Consider the following 17180-nt stretch of genomic DNA (forward strand, 5'->3'; position numbering starts at 1 on the left):
TAAGTGACACCTGAATATGATTTGCATGGAGGAGAATACTAACTCAAAACTCGAGAAGGGAGATTCTTCATAATGGAACCGCCACTAATGCCAATTAATATAAGTTCACAAAAAACGGACCTAACCGAAAATCTTACTTCAGCAGAAATGGGTAAACTCTGGGCGACCTTTATGGGTAACAGCATGTCAGGATGCATTTTACGCTATTTCCTTCAACATGTTGAGGATCAAGATATTAAGACATTATTAGAGAACGCATTAAAATTAAGCACGGATTTTATGAAAAAAACAGAAGCGATATTCAAGAAGGAAAATTTCCCGATTCCGAAAGGTTTTTCAGTAGAGGAAGATCTCAACGTTGGTGCTCCTCGTTTATTTGAAGATGAATACTATGTTCATTATCTTAAATATGCTGCCAAAGCGGGGTTGAGTATATATCACATTGCCATACCGCTTGTTTATAGAAAGGATGTAGAAGAGTTTTTTATTTATTGTTTGGATTCCACCATTGATTTGATGAAACAAATCAAAGAGATATTAATGGGTAAAGGTCTTATTATCAAACCCCCTATTATTCCAGTACCCGATAAAGTGGAATTTGTTCAAAAAGAATTTTTAAATGGGTTTTTGGGAGATGTACGGCCATTACACGCGTTAGAAGTTACTCACCTTTACGACAATATTGAAAATAATGTAACAAGTAAAGCACTCATTATGGCTTTTAGCCAAGTGGTAAAATCGGAAAGGATTCGAGAGCTGTTTATTCGCGGGAAGAAAATGACTCATAAAAATGTTGAAACCTACATGGAAAAACTCCATAAAGAAGATTTGCCTACGCCATCTTATCTTGACCATTTGGTTACAAAATCAACTTTTGCTCCATTTTCAGATAAATTAATGTTGTTTCATAAGATGGATATGTTCTCCATGAAAATTAGGGCATTTGGAAATTCTGAGGCAGTAAATGGTAGACATGATATAGGGCTTATGTACACAAAGTCATTATTGAGCCTTGCATCATTTGTTGAAGATGCAGCAGAGATCATGGTGGAGAACGGTTGGATGGAGCAGCCCCCCTATGCCATTGAAAGAAATAAGTTAGCAAAAAAAGAGTAACCATCCATATTCCCGAAGTCTAACGATGTGTTCTAAAAAATCTAAAAGAAAAAGGTTAGAAAGATTTGAATCCAAAAAAAAATTGTTATGGAGTATCTCACTCCCTGGATTGGGTCAATTACTGAATGAAAAATACTTTAAAGGAATCATATTTATATCATTAGAATTTCTTATTAATGGTCAATCTCATTTTAATGAATTAATCTTATTTAGTTTTAACGGTGAAATCGAAAGCGCCATTGACAAGACCGATTACCAGTGGCTGATGTATTATCCTTGTGTCTATTTTTTGCAATGTGGGATTCATTTAAAGATGCAGGTGGAGGTAAAGAACCTTATTCGTTCTTACCCTTTTTTCTATGTGCATTTTTCGTTGTGGGCCATATGTATTCAGCAAAAGTAAAGTTATTGGGGGTTTCCTTGGGAACAGTTTGGTTTACAAAGTTATGCGTGATTCCAGGTGTTGTCATAGGTATAGTATTAAAAGCATTATTAAAAAGGCAAAAATTTATAGTAAAAGTGTACCGGATTTAAGGTACACTTTTTTTGCGTTCCCTTTTTTAGTATGGGCGTCTTTTTATCTACTATAGAAAGGAGTTTCATTCTGTTTCACAAGTTCGCCATGTCAAAAAAGTTTTTTCTTTCGACCCTTTCCTTTTTCGATTCATTTCACTAAATAAGTGGTGAAAACGGTTTAAGAATTTGCCTGTGCGGGGAGGAGGGGAAGCTTAATGAAAAAGCAAATAGCCGGCATGACCCTTGTCGCAGGAGCAGCCCTTCTGGCATTGCAGCCGGGATCCCTCCAAAACGAATGGAGCAGCGTTCAACAGAATAGGGAAACAACTCCAGCAATAGCGTCTGAGTTTTATACACAGAAGCGGGTACCGGCGGTTCTAGTAGAAACCATCGATGGAGATACAATCCGTGCAAGAGTAAACGGAAAAGTTGAAGCGGTCCGCTATTTATTGATTGATACACCGGAATCGAAAAAGCCGGGAATGTGCACCCAGCCCTATGCGAAAGAAGCTTTTTCAAGGAATGACGAGCAAATGAAGTCAGGAGTCTTAACTTTGGTATTGGAAGAGGGGAACACAAGGGATTCCTACGGTCGGCTGCTCGCCTATGTGTATGTCGATGGAAAGTCGGTTCAAGAAAGCCTGTTGAAGGAAGGATTCGCGCGGGTGGCTTACGTGATGAATCCTCCCTATAAATATCTAACTTTATTTAGGGACGATGAACGGCTAGCGATACGCAACAAAGCTAACATCTGGAGCAGTCCGGGGTTTGTGACGAACTGGGGATTTAATGGGTGTTTAGATTAATAAAATTTGGTTTTCTGTTGCATGTACAAATTGAGTGTTGATTAACGAAAATGATGGTTAATATCCCCAATATTTTAGAGAGAGTACTCTCTACATTCCAAAACTTTTTCAATTAGGAAGTAAATTATTTACTCAGGGTGTAACGAGTTGAGTTGAAATTCATTTTCTTATTTTGCTAAAGGGGGCGATTGTTCAATAAGAGCAATCGCTTTTCTTATTTAGCTAAAGAGGGCAGGTTAATAGCAAAAAGAAAGCAGCTCTGAACATGCAAAAAATAATTATTTAGCGTTTTATGATTATATTAGAATAACTTTGTAATGAGATTATCATATTGTTGTGATGAGTCTGTTATACCTTTCTAGTATAGTGAACCTATCAAATCACACTAGGAGGAAACAATCATGCTAAAGAAATTCATCGTAGCCTTTACTATCTTAGCTTCTTGTGGCTCTTTGTTCGCCGCCAAGGGTGATAACGCGGAAGCAGCAACTTATAATTATCATACAGCAGCGGTTTCGATTGCGAAATCTAATATCGGGGTTCCTTATCGATGGGGCGGGATGTCGCCAAGCGGATTTGACTGTTCAGGTCTTGTAAAGTATTCTTACGGAAAAGCTGGAAGAACACTTAATCGTACTGCAGCCCAAATGTACTATGGAAACGGATATCGACCATCTAATTTGCAGATCGGTGATTTACTGTTCTATGGACCATCCAAAGCAAGTGCACCTACCCATGTTGCTATCTATATCGGATACGGGAAAATGATCATGGCATCCTCATCAAAAGGGGTCATTATCACCTACACAAGCAACCCATATTGGCATCCTAGATATATTGGAGCAAAGCGAGTATAAAGACCATCGATGACGATGGTCTTTTTCATTTAATAGTATTTTTCTTAACTTAAAAAACTACTCCTAAAATAGGGTTTTTGAAAGTAATTGAAAATTTTGAGGGTTAAGCTCTTATTAAATAAACGGGGGGCAAGAGTGAAAAGAGCTGCGCTTCTGTACTGACCCCAAAAGTTAGAGCTGAATTCTGACTTTTGGGGTGCTTACACGGTTGGGTTTTAAAGGTAATTAATACATACTATACGTAATTTAAGGGGAAGTTATTTTTTAGTATATCTTTTTTGGAGGTTACTTATGGAGGAAAAAGGAAACCAGATCAGGCTGACAGCGGGTGAAATTGCTCAACTTTGGATACAATACTTAAACGATAGCTCAAGCATATGTGTTCTTTCGTTTTTTTTAGAAAAAGCTGAAGATGAAGAAATTAAGCCTCTAATTAAATATGCTTTAGATTTATCTCAATCACATATCCAAAAGATTACAGCTATTTTAACAGAGGAAAAAAATGTAGTTCCATATGGTTTTAGTATAAATGAGGATGTAGATTTATCCGCTCCTAGACTTTATTCTGACAGTTTTGTACTTAATTTTATAACCCAAATGTCTAAGATTGGTCTCACGTCGTATGCTGGTAGTGTAGCAGCATCTGTAAGAGAGGACATTCGGAACTATTATATGGATTGCCTAGACGAAACCATGCAATTATATAAAAATTCAACGGAATTATTATTGTCAAAAGGATTATTTATCAGGTCTCCCAGCTTGCCTAATTTAGAAAAGGTTGAATTTGTGAAAAAGCAATGGTTTATGTTAGATGTGTTTGGAGAGAAAAGACCATTAACTGCTGCTGAAGTAGACAATTTATTTGCCAATCTCCAAAGAAACGCTTTGGGAATTGCGACACTCATTGGATTTAGTCAGGTTGCGCAAAATAAGGATGTAAAACAATTCTTTTTAAAAGGATTAGAAATTGGGAATAAACATATTAAATTATTTAGAAGTAAATTAGAGGAAAGTAAACTCCCTGCACCTATGGGATGGGACTCAGAAATAACTAATAGTACAGCGTATACATTTTCGGACAAACTTATGATGTTCTACACATCTGGTTTGGTTACTTTGAGCGTAGGGTATTACGGTACAGCTGTCAGTCAAAGTCCAAGAGGTGATATTAGTGCCATGTATAACAGGCTATCCCTAGAAGTGCAGTTGTTTGCTGAAGATGGAGCTAATATTATGATAAAAAATGGATGGTTGGAACAGCCTCCAATGGCATCGGATAGAGATGAACTAATTAGGAAAAAGAATCAATAATAAACATATTTAAAGTCCTTCTGTAAAAATAAGCGTAAGGACTTTTTTCATTTCCATTAGGATTTAGGTATCTACTTTCCTGATATATTGTGAAGGGTTTCACTTAAACTAACGGGCAGTTTTGTTCAATAAGACGATGTTAAATAGTAGTTAAAAGGTGATGCGAAAATGCCAATATTCCCAGATTAAATTGACCTTCTATCAATATTTGAATCGGAACCAATATTATTAGATTCTACATTAAAGGATTTGGACAAATCTTAGTACAACAATAAAATACCTTACATATAAGGTGTTATAAGTTGGTTTCCTCATTAAGAAGCCTCTTCTGGTTGTGCGATTTCAAATTCACCTTCTGCATACTCTTGCTCCGCATAATGGCTTCCCCATTGACAGAGCTCCTGCAAGATAGGTTTAAGAGATTCTCCAAGTTCAGTGGATGAATATTCAACCTTCGGTGGTACTTGATTATACATCTTTCTGCTCACAAGTCCACTGTCTTCAAGCTCTCTAAGTGTTTGAATCAGCATTTTCTGAGTTATATTTGGGACAATGCGCTTTAATTCACTCGTTCTCTTTGGTCCATTCATTAAAAAGTATAATACAAGACCTTTCCATTTTCCGCCAATAACTTCCTTTGTCACTTCAAAACCACAACTAAATTTTTTCAAGTCTAAACCTCTCCATTCCACATTTATTACTTTTTAGTTACTATATCACAAAAAAGTGGGTACTTCCATTAATGTGCTTACTGAAGGATACTATATCTTGTAAGTTGTTCTTCAAGTTTTTAAAGGTATTAGACTTAAAATAAAATTAATACTAAAGGAGTGTTAAGTATGGGTAAATTTGAAGGTAAAATAGCGCTTGTAACGGGTGGAACAAGTGGGATTGGTCTTGCTACAGCACAAAAGTTTGTAAACGAAGGTGCATATGTTTATATCACGGGACGCAGACAAAACGAACTTGATAAAGCTGTTAACCAAATTGGTAAGAACGTAACCGGTGTACAAGGGGATATTTCTAAGCTTGAAGACTTAGACAAACTATATGACCTTATAAAGCAGGAAAAAGGTAAGTTGGACATTCTTTTTGCTAATGCAGGAATTGGAAACTTCCTTCCATTAGGTGAAATTACTGAAGAGCAGGTTGATAGAACGTTCGACATTAACGTTAAAGGAACCATCTTTACTGTTCAAAAAGCGTTATCACTTTTCCCGGACAAAGTAGGTTCTATTATTGTAACGGGCTCTACTGCTGGATCAATTGGCAACCCAGCGTTTAGTGTATATGGAGCATCTAAAGCAGCATTAAGAGCACTAGTTCGCAACTGGATTCTTGACCTAAAAGGTACTGAAATCCGTGTAAATGTGGTTAGTCCAGGAGGTATTCTTACACCTGCATACGATGAGCTTTTTGGTGATGCACTTGAAGAGGTACTGGAAAATAGCAGAAATACTGTTCCAGCTGGAAAAATTGGGACACCTGAAGAAGTAGCAAACGCTGTATCTTTCCTTGCTTCAGACGAAAGCAGTTACTTGACGGGTGTTGAATTGTTCGTAGATGGCGGGCTAGCACAGGTATAATTTCACTGCGCAGAGATTACTATAAGGTCGCCGCAAAATATAAAATTTATAGGAGGAGTCAATATGACCAATCAACAAGTTCAACTCAATATTCGTTTTAAGGCTAAACCAGGGAAGAAAGAAGAATTCCGCAAGGAGCTATTTTCTCTAATTGAGGAGATGTCATCCGAAAAGGCATTTATTAGCGCTATTGTTTCGGATAATCTGGATCAACCGGATGAACTGCTCATTTATGAAACATGGAAAGGCACGAGAGATAGCTGGCTTGATGAAGAATTTACTAAACCATACCGCAAGGATTACGAAGTAAGACTGGATGATTTAATTGTGGAAAGAAGCGTTAGCTGGTTGCAACCTAACCGTGAATGGGGAAGTCATATAACGAATGCATATTAATTTTTATAAATGAGAAATAGCATCTACAGCTGTACAAATGGGCGAAGTCACAATAGCTGTCTTCGACGATACATGCGGCAACCTTATTCAGATAATGCAGGAGTAAACTTTATTTATGGTAGAAAAAGTTATGCAATAAAGTGTTTTTATAAACAATTTAACAACAACTTTATGTTGAGACCTACTAGAAGGAGGAAAGCATCATGGCATTTTTCGAAACAAGTGACGGCGTCAAATTGTATTATCAGCAAAAAGGAGAAGGACAACCGATTGTGCTCGTCCATGGCTGGTCATCGGATCATACAGCATTCGATCAACCATTTGAAGAATTGAGCAAAAAGTTCAATGTAGTGTCTTTTGATTTGAGAGGACATGGCGCTTCTGATCGCCCGGAGCATGGTTTGACATTGAAGAGATTCGCTTCCGATTTGGAAGAACTAATGGAGCATCTTAACTTGATGAATGTCACATTAGTTGGACACTCGATGGGGGTTTCTACGACATTCGAGTATGTAAAAAACTTCGGTGTATCCAGATTGAAGGCCGTATCGTTGTTCGACATGACACCAAAATTAGTCAATGAAGAGGATTGGAATTTAGGTCTTTATCACGGTAAATATACGCGGGAAGACTCATTGAATGATTTGACAGTGATCAATGATAGCTTGATGGAATTCGCAAAGCCTTTCTTTAAAGTGACCGTCCCATACTTGACTGGTGAAATGATGGAAGAGCAGCTCAATTTAGTAGTCAACGGCAATACCCCTCATGTATTAGCGGCAATGTGGCATGCGATGGCAGTTGGCGATTATCGTGACGTGTTACCACAAATCACTGTACCAACACAAATTGTGTATGGAGAAAAGAGTACACTTTACTCAAAAGAAACAGCGGAATACATGAAGGAACAGATTCCGAATTCTGAAGTGATTCCGTTTGAAAACTGCACGCACTTATTAGTTGCGGAAGATGTAGTAAAAACAGCAAAAGTAATTGAAGAACTTGCAAGTTCTATGGTGAATTCATAAATAATGAAGGGGCTGTCTAAAAAGTCCCTAAAATGAAGAAGGTGGAGAAAAATAAATCGTTTTTCTCCACCTTCTTTTTTGATTTTTCGTTTTATAAGGTGGTTTCTGCACAATAGGCCCACCACTTTCAGCAAGTTATGGGCTATTGCCAGTATGCCAAATTCCGTTTGGACCTTTTCAAGTCCCCGAAGCAGGAATTGACGGAACGCCAAATTGCCCTTGAGATTTCCAAAAACTGTCTCCACTTCAATCTTTCTGCGGGAATAGACATGTTTAAGGGTTTCATCTTCAAGGGCTTTCTTTGCCGTCTCTTTTAATTCTTCATAAACTGGGTTCCAGTGAACCTGCCGGTTCCCCTTCGCCTTTGTGCACAAGGCCTTCAGTGGACAATCACTACAGTCTTCACATTCGTAGATTTTGAAGTCCTGTACAAAGCCGGAGGCATTCTTTTTCTTCATGTACTTCTTGAAGGGAACACGGCGGCCGTTCGGACAAATGAACAAGTCGTCCTCTTCTACATAATCCCAATTCTTTGCATTGTATGGATTGTTCCGATAGCCCTTTGTTTTTTCCTTCAAATATGTATTGTACGGAATGAGGAATTCGGCAATCGGTTCTGTCTCGCTGTCCCCAATCAAGTAGCGATAGTTTTCTTCGCTGCCGTAACCTGCATCGGCAACCACTCTCTTTGGCATAGGAAGGTTTGTTTGCCGGTAGGCTTCAAGATGCGGAATCAGGCAACGTGTATCAGTCGGACGTTGATGGACCGAATAGAACAGGATGAATTGATTTTCAGTGGCCATCTGAACATTATAACCGGGCTTGAGCTGACCATTCTTCATATGCTCATCCTTCATCCGCATGAAAGTTGCATCGGGATTGGTTTTGGAATAACTGTTACGGTCGCCGAGTAGTTCTTTTTGGTGTTGGTATTTCAGATAGCGGGGGATGAAGTTCTCCCGGACAAGTTTCAATGACTTTTTCAATCCTCCAAGTACACGCCGCTTTTCCTTCCTGACTTCCTTTTCGGTCTCCGTTTCCCAATCTACCTTTTTCCGTTCGACTTCCTCCTCCAGGACGGATTCGATCATTTGAAGCTTTTGCTCAACCGTTAATTCTTTCTTAGACTCCTCCGCGTGGAGGTCTTCATTCTCCCGATTCGCAACGGACTGGATCTGTTGGTACATTTCCTCGATTTTCGCCAAAAGCTTCGTTTCATTTTTATTGATAGCTTTTTTCCAAACATACGTATGTTTATTGGCATTGGCCTCAATTTTCGTACCGTCGAGGAAGTAGTTTTCCAGGGTGATGAACTTTTCCTCCATCAGTTTGAGAATCATCTCCTCAAAAAGGGAAGGCAAAAGTTCCGCCATCTGGTGGGTTCGAAAACGATTGATTGTCCGGTAGTCGGGTTTTTGCATCGCCGCGAGCCACATGGCGGGAATGTTCTCCTCCAGCAGCTTCGCAATCTCCCGGCAGGAATAGACCTTCTGGGAATAGGCATACAAAAGCACCTTCACCATCATTTTCGGATGATAGGAGCTTCGTCCACCGCCTTTATAGTGTTGGTAGAAATATTATCCTCAATGGACTCGACCATGCGGTCGATGACACGGGCAACATGATGTTCAGGGATCAATCCCTGAAGGTCGAAGATAGCCATGCCTTGTTGGTTGTTGTAAGGGATAAACACTGGTTTGAAGTGGTTGCGGTCTGTATTTGAGGAATCCACATCCGTCTTAGGTTGGAATGGTTTTTCCTCAATTGATAATGGAAGAGAAGTCTGTTCGATGGTATAATTTTGGGTAGTGATCATTTGATTACTCATAGAAAATCGTCCTCCTATTAAAGTGTTGTGTGGTAACTTCATTTTATAATAGAGGACGATTTTTTTGTATTTATAAGTAGAAAAAAGGCTGCCACCAAAGTCATTTTTTAATGACTTTTGGGACAGCCCCATCCATTTTTAAGGTTTAAAATTTATGACAATGTGAATAATTTCACTTAAACTAAACCAGCTAATAGTTTGCCAACATTTTTCAATAAAAACTTAAAATATTTCATGCTATACTAAAAATGTTCATGCCAAATAACCTTCCTAATCCTAACTATTGGAAGGTTTTGTATTTTTTGGTTTTATTTTTGTTTTAAGCTATATCCTGGAAAGTGGAACTGCTTTTTAAAAGTGCATATATCCATTGTAAAAGCTTATTTGCACAAGCTATTATTGCTACTTTATAAGGCTTTCCTTCTTCGCGTTTCTTATCATAGAACTCCCGTAATCGCTTATTTCGGGGTATGATATTATCTGTCGTTTTCTTTTTACGACAATCACGAATGGCACATTTAACAGCCATAAACAAAGCATGCCGTAATCTACTGGACCCCCTTTTAGTGATTCTGTTGACGGTTCCCTTGAATCTACCAGACTCAAAAATACTGGGGTCAATTCCGGCAAATGCTACGAGCTTTTTAGGGTGATTAAACCGATCAATCTCACCGATTTCAGAAATAATCGTTGCCGCGATTTTTTCTCCGATACCAGGGATTGATTGGATAATCTTATATTCTTTGATTTCTTTTGCTAAAGCATCTATCTCTTCCTCGAACGTAGATAGGTGCTTTTGATTTTCTAAAAGCATTTTAATATACATTTCTAGGGTTAAAATATGGCTTTGATATAAGGTTTCCTGAAAAGGATTCCTTTCTGCTGCAGCTATAAGTTTCTTTGCCTTTGTTTCAGCCCACTTATAAGAACGACTTTTACATAACTCATTGATTTTAGCTGCTAAAGTTTCTTCGCCAGCTAAAAGTACATCGTTAGATGTGGGGTACTCTAACAAAGATTGTAAAGAAACAACTGAATATAGGTCCCCAAAAACACCTTTAAATTCAGGGAAAACCTGATCAAGAATTGTTTGGAATTGTAGTTTTATTTGAACGACAATACTTGTTAGACTTTCGTGTTGTCTTGTCAAATTACGAAGGTTTAATAGTTGGATCCCACGTTTTTTATAAGGTTCTAAGTCCTCCTTATAGTACAGTTCACATAGATGATTAGCATCGATTATATCTGTTTTTACTTTGCGTAAACTTGAGCTCTTTGCCCGATAAGAGATTAATGGATTAACAATGATTAACAAATAATTTCTGTCCTCAAAATACTGGACAACAGGTGTATGATAATGCCCTGTAGCTTCGAGTACAATCGGAGGTTTAACCCCAGTTAAACTTTCAATTTCTTTAAGAAATTGATGTAATTTTTCTAGTCCTTCAAGGGTATGGGCTACTTTAAAACTACTTTTGTATGGCTTTTTCTTTTCCAAGTAAGCTTGAACCTGACTTTCTCCTTTAGCTACATCCAGACCAATGACTGGATTCATTATTAAATCTCCTCCTCTAATAAAATTAATTCACCGGTACCCCTAATCCTTCTTGTAGTATCATAGCTTCGCTTGTTATACGAGATCTACGTCCCAACCAGCCTCAAACATGTTTCTACAAGTAGGGGGCGAACTGTTTACTTGACGGGATCTAAGCCCCACGGGTGCTTACGTTCTACCCCGGCTACCGTTATCATAAAACCATATAAAAAATGGTCAACCAGAAATATCTGGCTGACCTTATAATACGAACGGGTGCTTTAATGAGAGTTGCATTGTCGGGGTGAAGGTCGAGAATTAGGCCAATATAGCGTCAGCCTTACTTGGGTTGGCGTTTTTTTCTTATTAAACTACGAAGCAGGTTAGTTAAACAACAAAATCATTAAATAGAGGAATTTTAGATTTAGTAAAGAAAGAGTAAATAATAAGTATTGAGGGGATGAAGAATATTTGGAAGCAAGCAACCATACCATTCAGATAAAGCCTTGGGAGGATAATGACCTTGATTTACTTTTTCGAATAAACGCTCCAAAAATGATGCAGCATCTTGGAGGTCCAGAGAGTAAAGAGCAGATTTTGAAACGACATAAACGATATCTAGAACTTGGTAATAGAGGACGTATGTTCAGCATAATATTGTTGCCAGAATTAGAATCAGTAGGTTCTGTGGGGTACTGGCAGACTACTTTGAATAATGAAAGTGTATATGAAACTGGATGGAGTGTTCTAACCCCCTATCAAGGGAAAGGAATAGCTACAAAAGCAGTAAAGTTAGCAATAGAAGAAGCATCTAATGAGAACAAATATAAATACATACACGCATTCCCATCGATTGATAATCCTGCTTCTAATGCAATTTGTCGGAGGCTTGACTTTCAGTTAATCACTGAATGCGAATTTGAATATCCTCCAGGAAGCTTTATGAGGTGCAATAATTGGCGTTATAACTTAATTGGAGAATAGCTGATTTTTCAGTTTTAAAAAAACTTTGTGAAGAAAGGTACTTAAACAAACGGGTAGCGTGAGTTTAACAAAGGGCTGCGGTGGCGGCTCTTTTTCTTGGTGTGCCAGGCATGGCAACTATCTAGGTGGTGAAAGTCCACTGTGGGGGTACACATGGACCAACCACTAAGGAAGCGTAAGGTACTTATCGTGAGGTAAGGGCTGGAGGAAGCGTGGAATAAAATCTTGACTCGACGAACAGAAGTCTGATACTAAGGCTCTATAAAGGGATTAGGCTCCCAAGCAAGTTAAAGTCCAAAAGATGTGCGTAACTTTGTAGAGTAAATCAGGCGAGTAAAAGAGGAAAGATAGTTGTCTTAACCTGGGAGGTCTTGCGGATGTACAGAAGTACAGAAGTACAGTCGAAAAAGGTTAGTCATTTAGTTGTGTTGTTTATTTTCTTTTTGTCCGACCACCAAGTAAAGGGATTTTATCACCGTCAAAGACGATCTTGATATCTTCAAAGTGAAAAAATCCATCCTGATCGGGATCATTATCCAAAACGGCCCAAAAACCTAGCCTTTCTGAAGATCCCTAGCTTCACTACTTTTTCTTTTTTATAGACCACGTGGAAATAAAGGCTGGTTATATATAGAAGTACCAGAATAAATAAAAATGCAGAACAATTGGCAAATCTAATATTAGGAAGGGAATGTACTCGATATAGTGATAAGTATAAAGATACCATTTTAAGGAGTGGAAATCGATGAAGGTAGCAAAAAAGGAAAAGATATTAATTCTAACTGGAAATTATGGAGCAGGTCATGTTCAAGTAGCCAATGCTCTACAAGAAGCTATACAAATTCGATTTCCTACCCTAGAATCTGTAATTGTTGATTTTATGGAATGGGTCCACCCCTATTCTAATCAGGTTAGCCGTTTCTTATTTTTGCAGGGAGTGAAAAATTTTCCGGAAATCTATGGCTATATTTATCAAAAAACACGCAAAATGAACACTTTATCAAACATGATGAAGAAGATTTTATCAACTGGAATTGGACGAATGAAAACCTTAATCGATGAAGTTCAGCCAACCGTTGTAGTCAGTACTTTTCCATTAGCGGCCGCTGTAATATCAAAGTTAAAATCCTATGGCTTAAGCAATGTATATCCGTGACAACGATTACTGATCATACCGATCATAGCAGTTGGATTTATCCTAATACAGATCAATATTTCGTCGGCTCTAAAGCAGTTAGTGAAGCACTGATAAAATTAGGTGTGGAAGACGATCAGATTACAGTTACAGGGATTCCGATTCGACAGCAATTTTTTCAAACTTTTAACCGCGAGAAAATTTGCGAGAAGTATGGTTTAGATTGTCATATGCCTACGGTTTTGGTAATGGGAGGTGGTTATGGCCTGATTGGTGAAGGTGTTTCTACATTTCAACAGTTTGAAGAAATACCCAAGCAAGTACAGTTGTTTATTGTTTGTGGGTATAATGAAAAACTTCAAATTCAATTGAAAGAAATGCTAAAGGATTCCAAACATCTGGTTCATGTGACTGGTTATATACATTATGTTCACGAGATCATGGCTATTTCCGATGTTATGATTACAAAACCGGGAGGAGTCACTACGTTTGAGGCGATTGCCATGAAATTACCTATGCTGCTTTATAAACCAATTCCTGGTCAAGAGCAGGATAACGCTAATTTTTTAGTTCGATCCGGTGTGGCAATAGAGGCAAAAAATGAGCATGAATTAACTGATCTTTTAACCAAAATACTGTGCAATGCGAAACTACTACAAGAGATGAGAGGAAATTCAAAACGATTTCATCCTAAAGAAGCTGCGTTTGCGTTGGTTGAAGTCATTGAGGCAATTAATCGAACAAAGGAAAACCAGTATCCTATAAAGGATTTTATGTATTCGCTTAGTTATTAAGTCAATAAAGGAGCGTTCAGTAAATGACTAAGATTCTTCTTCTGGTGGTTCTCTTACTGACATTGTACTGGTTGGTTCCCTTTATCCTAACTGCGGGTATGGGGATCGGAGCTGAATACCATCCATGCATTAAAAGAAGTCTTTAAAGAACTATCAAGAAAAGGTATGACCTATTCAAGAATTGACGGATTATAGTACTAGAACCGTCCATTTGGCTTATTCCTAAAAAAGGTATTGTTGCAGGAAATTGTAGGGTGACAGTCCTCCCATGATTCCGGTGAAAAACTTCTCATAACCGGTGCGGTGAACGTTACAACAAACAGTGGTAAAGAAGAAAGTAGAATTAATATTTACATTTATTGATCTATTTTAGTAATTAAAACTTCGACTTTTTAAATGATTCCATTTTTTGTAAGATTATTTCTATATTAACATTTTTATTTAAATATCTTTTTAAGCATTAGGAGGAAAAATGTTTTTATCTTATCCCATATTAGCTTCTCTTTTAGGTATGCTAATTGCTCAATTTGTAAAAATCCCAATTCATTTTTTAACATCAAGGGAATTAAAATGGAAATTGATGTTTAGTACAGGTGGTATGCCCAGTTCTCATACAGCTACAATTATCGCTTTGACTACAGCGGTTGGAATAACTTCAGGTATTTATTCAAATGATTTTGCAATAGCCCTTATGGTTTCCCTAATCGTGATGTACGATGCTACTGGGGTTCGAAGGCATGCTGGTTATCATGCAGAAGTCTTAAATAAATTACTAGTTGATTTCAATCGTTTAATTGTAGCTCTTAAAGATCCCAATTTAGAGAAAACAGAGTACAGAGCAAAATTAAAAGAATTGTTAGGACATAAACCCGCTGAAGTGTTCTTTGGAGTCATTACAGGAATTTTAGTTGCTGTTTTAACTTTTTATTTCTATCCATTTAAATAATTAAGATATAAAAAAATGACCTCATAAGTTTGGTCATTTTTTTATATCTGACTCTTGTTTATAGAGATTTATGAAATTAAGATTTTATATTTCGTAAACAGCCACTAATTCGAGCTAAAAGTTCTTCAATTTCAAAAGGTTTTGTTACAAAGTCATTTGCTCCATTGTTTTTTCATTTTAAGGATATTTTAATGTTTTATTCAGAAAACAGTAAGTTTAAATGGCTATACTTAAGTTGCCCAGTTTTTAATGGGTGTTTCGTTTTTAATTTTGATCTTTTACTTTCATTTCTAGATGAAGGGGATTGAGGGGTTTAGATGAATTACAAATTATTTCAAGCTATTAATCAAAATGCAGGACATCACCACTTTTTAGATGGTCTGATGGTTTTCGTTACTAAAGATGCCTTGCTTATTTATGCGTTAGTTTTACTTCTCATGTGGTTTATTGGGAAGGAAAAATATAAATATACAGTTGTATTTGCTGCAATTACTGGAGGATTGGGGTTATTTATTAATTTTATCTTAGGACATATCTATTATGAACCACGTCCATTTGTAACGCATCACGTTAATTTATTGATTCAGCATACAAAAGATTCGGGATTCCCTAGCGATCATTCAACAGGTGCATTTTCTCTTGCACTTGCGGTATTATGGCGAAAGCATCGTAAAATTGGATTTGGAATGCTCTTATTTGCTATTTTAACTGGAATTTCTCGTGTATATGTAGGGCATCATTACCCTTTTGATGTACTAGCAAGCGTTATTGTAGCAATAATTACAAGTAGATTTGTATATGCATTTAGTTCTGTATTTAAACCAATTGCACGGATAATTATTAGCACTTACAACCGAATTCCACTGTTCCCTAAAACTGAACAACAAAGTGTTTCAAAATAATACAATTAGAAAAACATCGGTTTTGCCGATGTTTTTTTTGCTTTAGGCGGATTTTTTCTTTAATCACCTAAAAAAGACATGTTCAATTCACTCAGTAAATCAATACTTTTATTCACTACTAAGAAGGTTTCATTTTTTCAATACAATCAATAAGAAGTCTGAACTCAAAACGGCTCCTTTTAATTCGTGAATTCTAGTCTTTTAGAATAATTGCTACTGTTTTAAGAGAGTTAAAACAATTAGCTTAATAAAAAGCCATTTCCTAATCTAGGGAAAACATCTTTCGAGAGTGTATCACATGCCTTCTTCATGTTCCTTTATTATAAATTGATCTACATATAGCAATACTAATCATAAATTATGTAATGGAAGGATCACGGCTATGAACAGCAAAATAGAAATACATAAAGTTCTAGAACGATTGGTAGGATTCGAACAAAAAATCAATTTCCAAACCCCCGTTGAGATAACCCCTGATCTTCAAGCCTACCTGAATTACTATGGATTTCATTTAGAAAAGGTGGATTATCATTTCGGAAAAATTGAAATTGACGAGACCAAAATTATGGTACAAATGTTTTCACCGGAGCCAAGCAAGCAAAGAAAGAACTGGGCGGACAGTGGTATTGTTTTTACCGATTAGGGGCGGAAATATTAAAGATTAAACTTTAGAGGTGAGTTATGGAATCTGGTGATTGAAGATGACCTTCCTATTTTTTTCACGCACCAACAGGACCGTGAAGCGAACCATATGGCTGCCTTTACGAGTAAAGATCCAAGTGATTGGGATCGTTTCATGACACACTGGAACAAAATTCTTGTGGATCAGAACATTATGAAGCAGACAATCATTTACGAAGATCATGTGGTTGGGCATATTTCACAATTCGAGCAGTTTAGAGAACGAGAAGTTAGCTATTGGATTGGAAAGGAATATTAGGGCAAAGGAATCGCAACCAAAGCTATAAGGGAATTTCTAAAACACATTACAATTCGTCCTCTTTATGCTCGTGCTGCGAAAGATAATGCCGGATCTCTTAAGGTTTTAGAGAAATGTGGATTCGTGATTACTGGTGAGGACAGTGGGTACTCTAATGCACGTGGCGAAGATGTGGAGGAGTTTATTCTCACCCTCAAATAAAGAAATCAAGAAGTTTAATGTTAATTACGTTATAGGGTGCTTTTCTTTAGTAAGAAGGTGTCTTTTTGATATGCCCCTACACATCAACGGATTAGATTTTGTTAGGTAAAAAAAGATTGTGAAGATTTCCACTTAAACGAACGGGTGCGATAGTTGAACAATAAATGGGCTGCTTTGGCAGTCCTTTTTATTTATCGTTATTAAAACATAAGTAGCAGTTTAATTGATCACAAGGGTTGCTACGGTCGCCTCATTTTAGATTAACAGCAAAAATTAACTTGTCATATTACAAATTATTAG

General features: G+C 37.2%; 15 protein-coding genes and 6 pseudogenes. 16 read left to right on the forward strand and 5 right to left on the reverse strand.

Annotation, left to right across the window (positions count from 1 at the left end):
- Window positions 1–72 precede the first annotated feature (72 nt).
- From KHA99_RS20330 to KHA99_RS20345, 5 genes and pseudogenes are all read left to right on the forward strand, one after another.
- Entirely contained in the window at window positions 73–1116 is a 1044-nt protein-coding gene (locus tag KHA99_RS20330; protein ID WP_213119307.1) for a DUF3231 family protein, read from the forward strand.
- Window positions 1117–1141: 25 nt separating this feature from the next.
- A pseudogene (locus KHA99_RS30915) lies at window positions 1142–1650 on the forward strand (hypothetical protein).
- 197 nt (window positions 1651–1847) lie between these two features.
- Complete coding sequence (locus tag KHA99_RS20335) at window positions 1848–2438, forward strand: thermonuclease family protein (protein ID WP_213119308.1); 591 nt, start codon at window positions 1848–1850, stop codon at window positions 2436–2438.
- A gap of 401 nt (window positions 2439–2839) precedes the next feature.
- Window positions 2840–3295 (forward strand): C40 family peptidase, encoded by a 456-nt coding sequence (locus tag KHA99_RS20340; RefSeq protein WP_213119309.1) that lies wholly within the window; start codon window positions 2840–2842, stop codon window positions 3293–3295.
- A gap of 291 nt (window positions 3296–3586) precedes the next feature.
- Window positions 3587–4606 (forward strand): DUF3231 family protein, encoded by a 1020-nt coding sequence (locus tag KHA99_RS20345; RefSeq protein ID WP_213119310.1) that lies wholly within the window; start codon window positions 3587–3589, stop codon window positions 4604–4606.
- Window positions 4607–4920: 314 nt separating this feature from the next.
- On the opposite strand, the gene KHA99_RS20350 is transcribed toward KHA99_RS20345, so the two are convergent.
- Entirely contained in the window at window positions 4921–5277 is a 357-nt protein-coding gene (locus KHA99_RS20350; RefSeq protein WP_007085798.1) for a winged helix-turn-helix transcriptional regulator, read from the reverse strand.
- A 168-nt stretch (window positions 5278–5445) separates the two neighbouring features.
- Between KHA99_RS20350 and KHA99_RS20355 the strand changes: the two genes are divergently transcribed.
- The 4 genes and pseudogenes from KHA99_RS20355 (at window position 5446) to KHA99_RS20370 (ending at window position 7616) form a co-directional block, all read left to right on the forward strand.
- Window positions 5446–6192 (forward strand): SDR family NAD(P)-dependent oxidoreductase, encoded by a 747-nt coding sequence (locus KHA99_RS20355; protein ID WP_213119311.1) that lies wholly within the window; start codon window positions 5446–5448, stop codon window positions 6190–6192.
- 63 nt (window positions 6193–6255) lie between these two features.
- Window positions 6256–6588 (forward strand): antibiotic biosynthesis monooxygenase family protein, encoded by a 333-nt coding sequence (locus KHA99_RS20360; RefSeq protein WP_066303880.1) that lies wholly within the window; start codon window positions 6256–6258, stop codon window positions 6586–6588.
- Window positions 6589–6622: 34 nt separating this feature from the next.
- Window positions 6623–6694 (forward strand): annotated as a pseudogene (locus tag KHA99_RS20365) (VOC family protein); the annotation flags it as partial.
- Window positions 6695–6791: 97 nt separating this feature from the next.
- Window positions 6792–7616: an alpha/beta fold hydrolase gene (locus KHA99_RS20370; protein ID WP_158176608.1), complete on the forward strand. Its 825-nt coding sequence runs from the start codon at window positions 6792–6794 to the stop codon at window positions 7614–7616.
- A gap of 134 nt (window positions 7617–7750) precedes the next feature.
- Here KHA99_RS20370 and KHA99_RS30920 read toward each other — a convergent pair.
- From KHA99_RS30920 to KHA99_RS20380, 3 genes and pseudogenes are all read right to left on the reverse strand, one after another.
- Window positions 7751–9142, reverse strand: a pseudogene (locus KHA99_RS30920) (IS1182 family transposase); the annotation flags it as partial.
- Window positions 9139–9444 (reverse strand): hypothetical protein, encoded by a 306-nt coding sequence (locus KHA99_RS20375; protein ID WP_213119312.1) that lies wholly within the window; start codon window positions 9442–9444, stop codon window positions 9139–9141. The pseudogene KHA99_RS30920 and the gene KHA99_RS20375, both read right to left, overlap by 4 nt.
- A 319-nt stretch (window positions 9445–9763) precedes the next feature.
- Window positions 9764–10999 carry an IS110 family RNA-guided transposase gene (locus tag KHA99_RS20380; RefSeq protein ID WP_213119313.1) on the reverse strand — a complete coding sequence of 412 codons (1236 nt, stop codon included), beginning with the start codon at window positions 10997–10999 and terminating at the stop codon, window positions 9764–9766.
- A gap of 450 nt (window positions 11000–11449) precedes the next feature.
- Here KHA99_RS20380 and KHA99_RS20385 point away from each other — a divergent pair, with 450 nt between their 5' ends.
- The 4 genes and pseudogenes from KHA99_RS20385 to KHA99_RS20395 all read left to right on the forward strand — a co-directional run bounded on the left by KHA99_RS20385 (window position 11450) and on the right by KHA99_RS20395 (window position 14837).
- The gene (locus KHA99_RS20385) at window positions 11450–11962 is read left to right on the forward strand and encodes a GNAT family N-acetyltransferase (protein WP_213119315.1); all 513 of its coding nucleotides are present in this window, start codon (window positions 11450–11452) and stop codon (window positions 11960–11962) included.
- Window positions 11963–12707: 745 nt separating this feature from the next.
- A pseudogene (locus KHA99_RS30925) lies at window positions 12708–13201 on the forward strand (MGDG synthase family glycosyltransferase); the annotation flags it as partial.
- Window positions 13202–13345: 144 nt separating this feature from the next.
- Window positions 13346–13891 carry a glycosyltransferase gene (locus tag KHA99_RS30930; RefSeq protein WP_249366847.1) on the forward strand — a complete coding sequence of 182 codons (546 nt, stop codon included), beginning with the start codon at window positions 13346–13348 and terminating at the stop codon, window positions 13889–13891.
- 472 nt (window positions 13892–14363) lie between these two features.
- Complete coding sequence (locus tag KHA99_RS20395) at window positions 14364–14837, forward strand: divergent PAP2 family protein (protein ID WP_213119316.1); 474 nt, start codon at window positions 14364–14366, stop codon at window positions 14835–14837.
- A gap of 91 nt (window positions 14838–14928) precedes the next feature.
- Here KHA99_RS20395 and KHA99_RS31660 read toward each other — a convergent pair.
- A pseudogene (locus tag KHA99_RS31660) lies at window positions 14929–15000 on the reverse strand (DNA-binding response regulator); the annotation flags it as partial.
- A 154-nt stretch (window positions 15001–15154) separates the two neighbouring features.
- Here KHA99_RS31660 and KHA99_RS20400 point away from each other — a divergent pair.
- The 3 genes and pseudogenes from KHA99_RS20400 to KHA99_RS20410 all read left to right on the forward strand — a co-directional run bounded on the left by KHA99_RS20400 (window position 15155) and on the right by KHA99_RS20410 (window position 16880).
- Window positions 15155–15739, forward strand: a complete 585-nt coding sequence (locus KHA99_RS20400) for an undecaprenyl-diphosphatase (RefSeq protein ID WP_213119317.1) — start codon at window positions 15155–15157, stop codon at window positions 15737–15739.
- A 382-nt stretch (window positions 15740–16121) separates the two neighbouring features.
- Window positions 16122–16382 carry a hypothetical protein gene (locus KHA99_RS20405; protein ID WP_213119319.1) on the forward strand — a complete coding sequence of 87 codons (261 nt, stop codon included), beginning with the start codon at window positions 16122–16124 and terminating at the stop codon, window positions 16380–16382.
- Window positions 16383–16427: 45 nt separating this feature from the next.
- Window positions 16428–16880 (forward strand): annotated as a pseudogene (locus tag KHA99_RS20410) (GNAT family N-acetyltransferase).
- The last annotated feature ends 300 nt before the right edge of the window (window positions 16881–17180 follow it).

Origin of the sequence: Neobacillus rhizophilus (genome assembly GCF_018343535.1) — a bacterium.
Lineage (GTDB): Bacteria > Bacillota > Bacilli > Bacillales > Cytobacillaceae > Neobacillus > Neobacillus rhizophilus.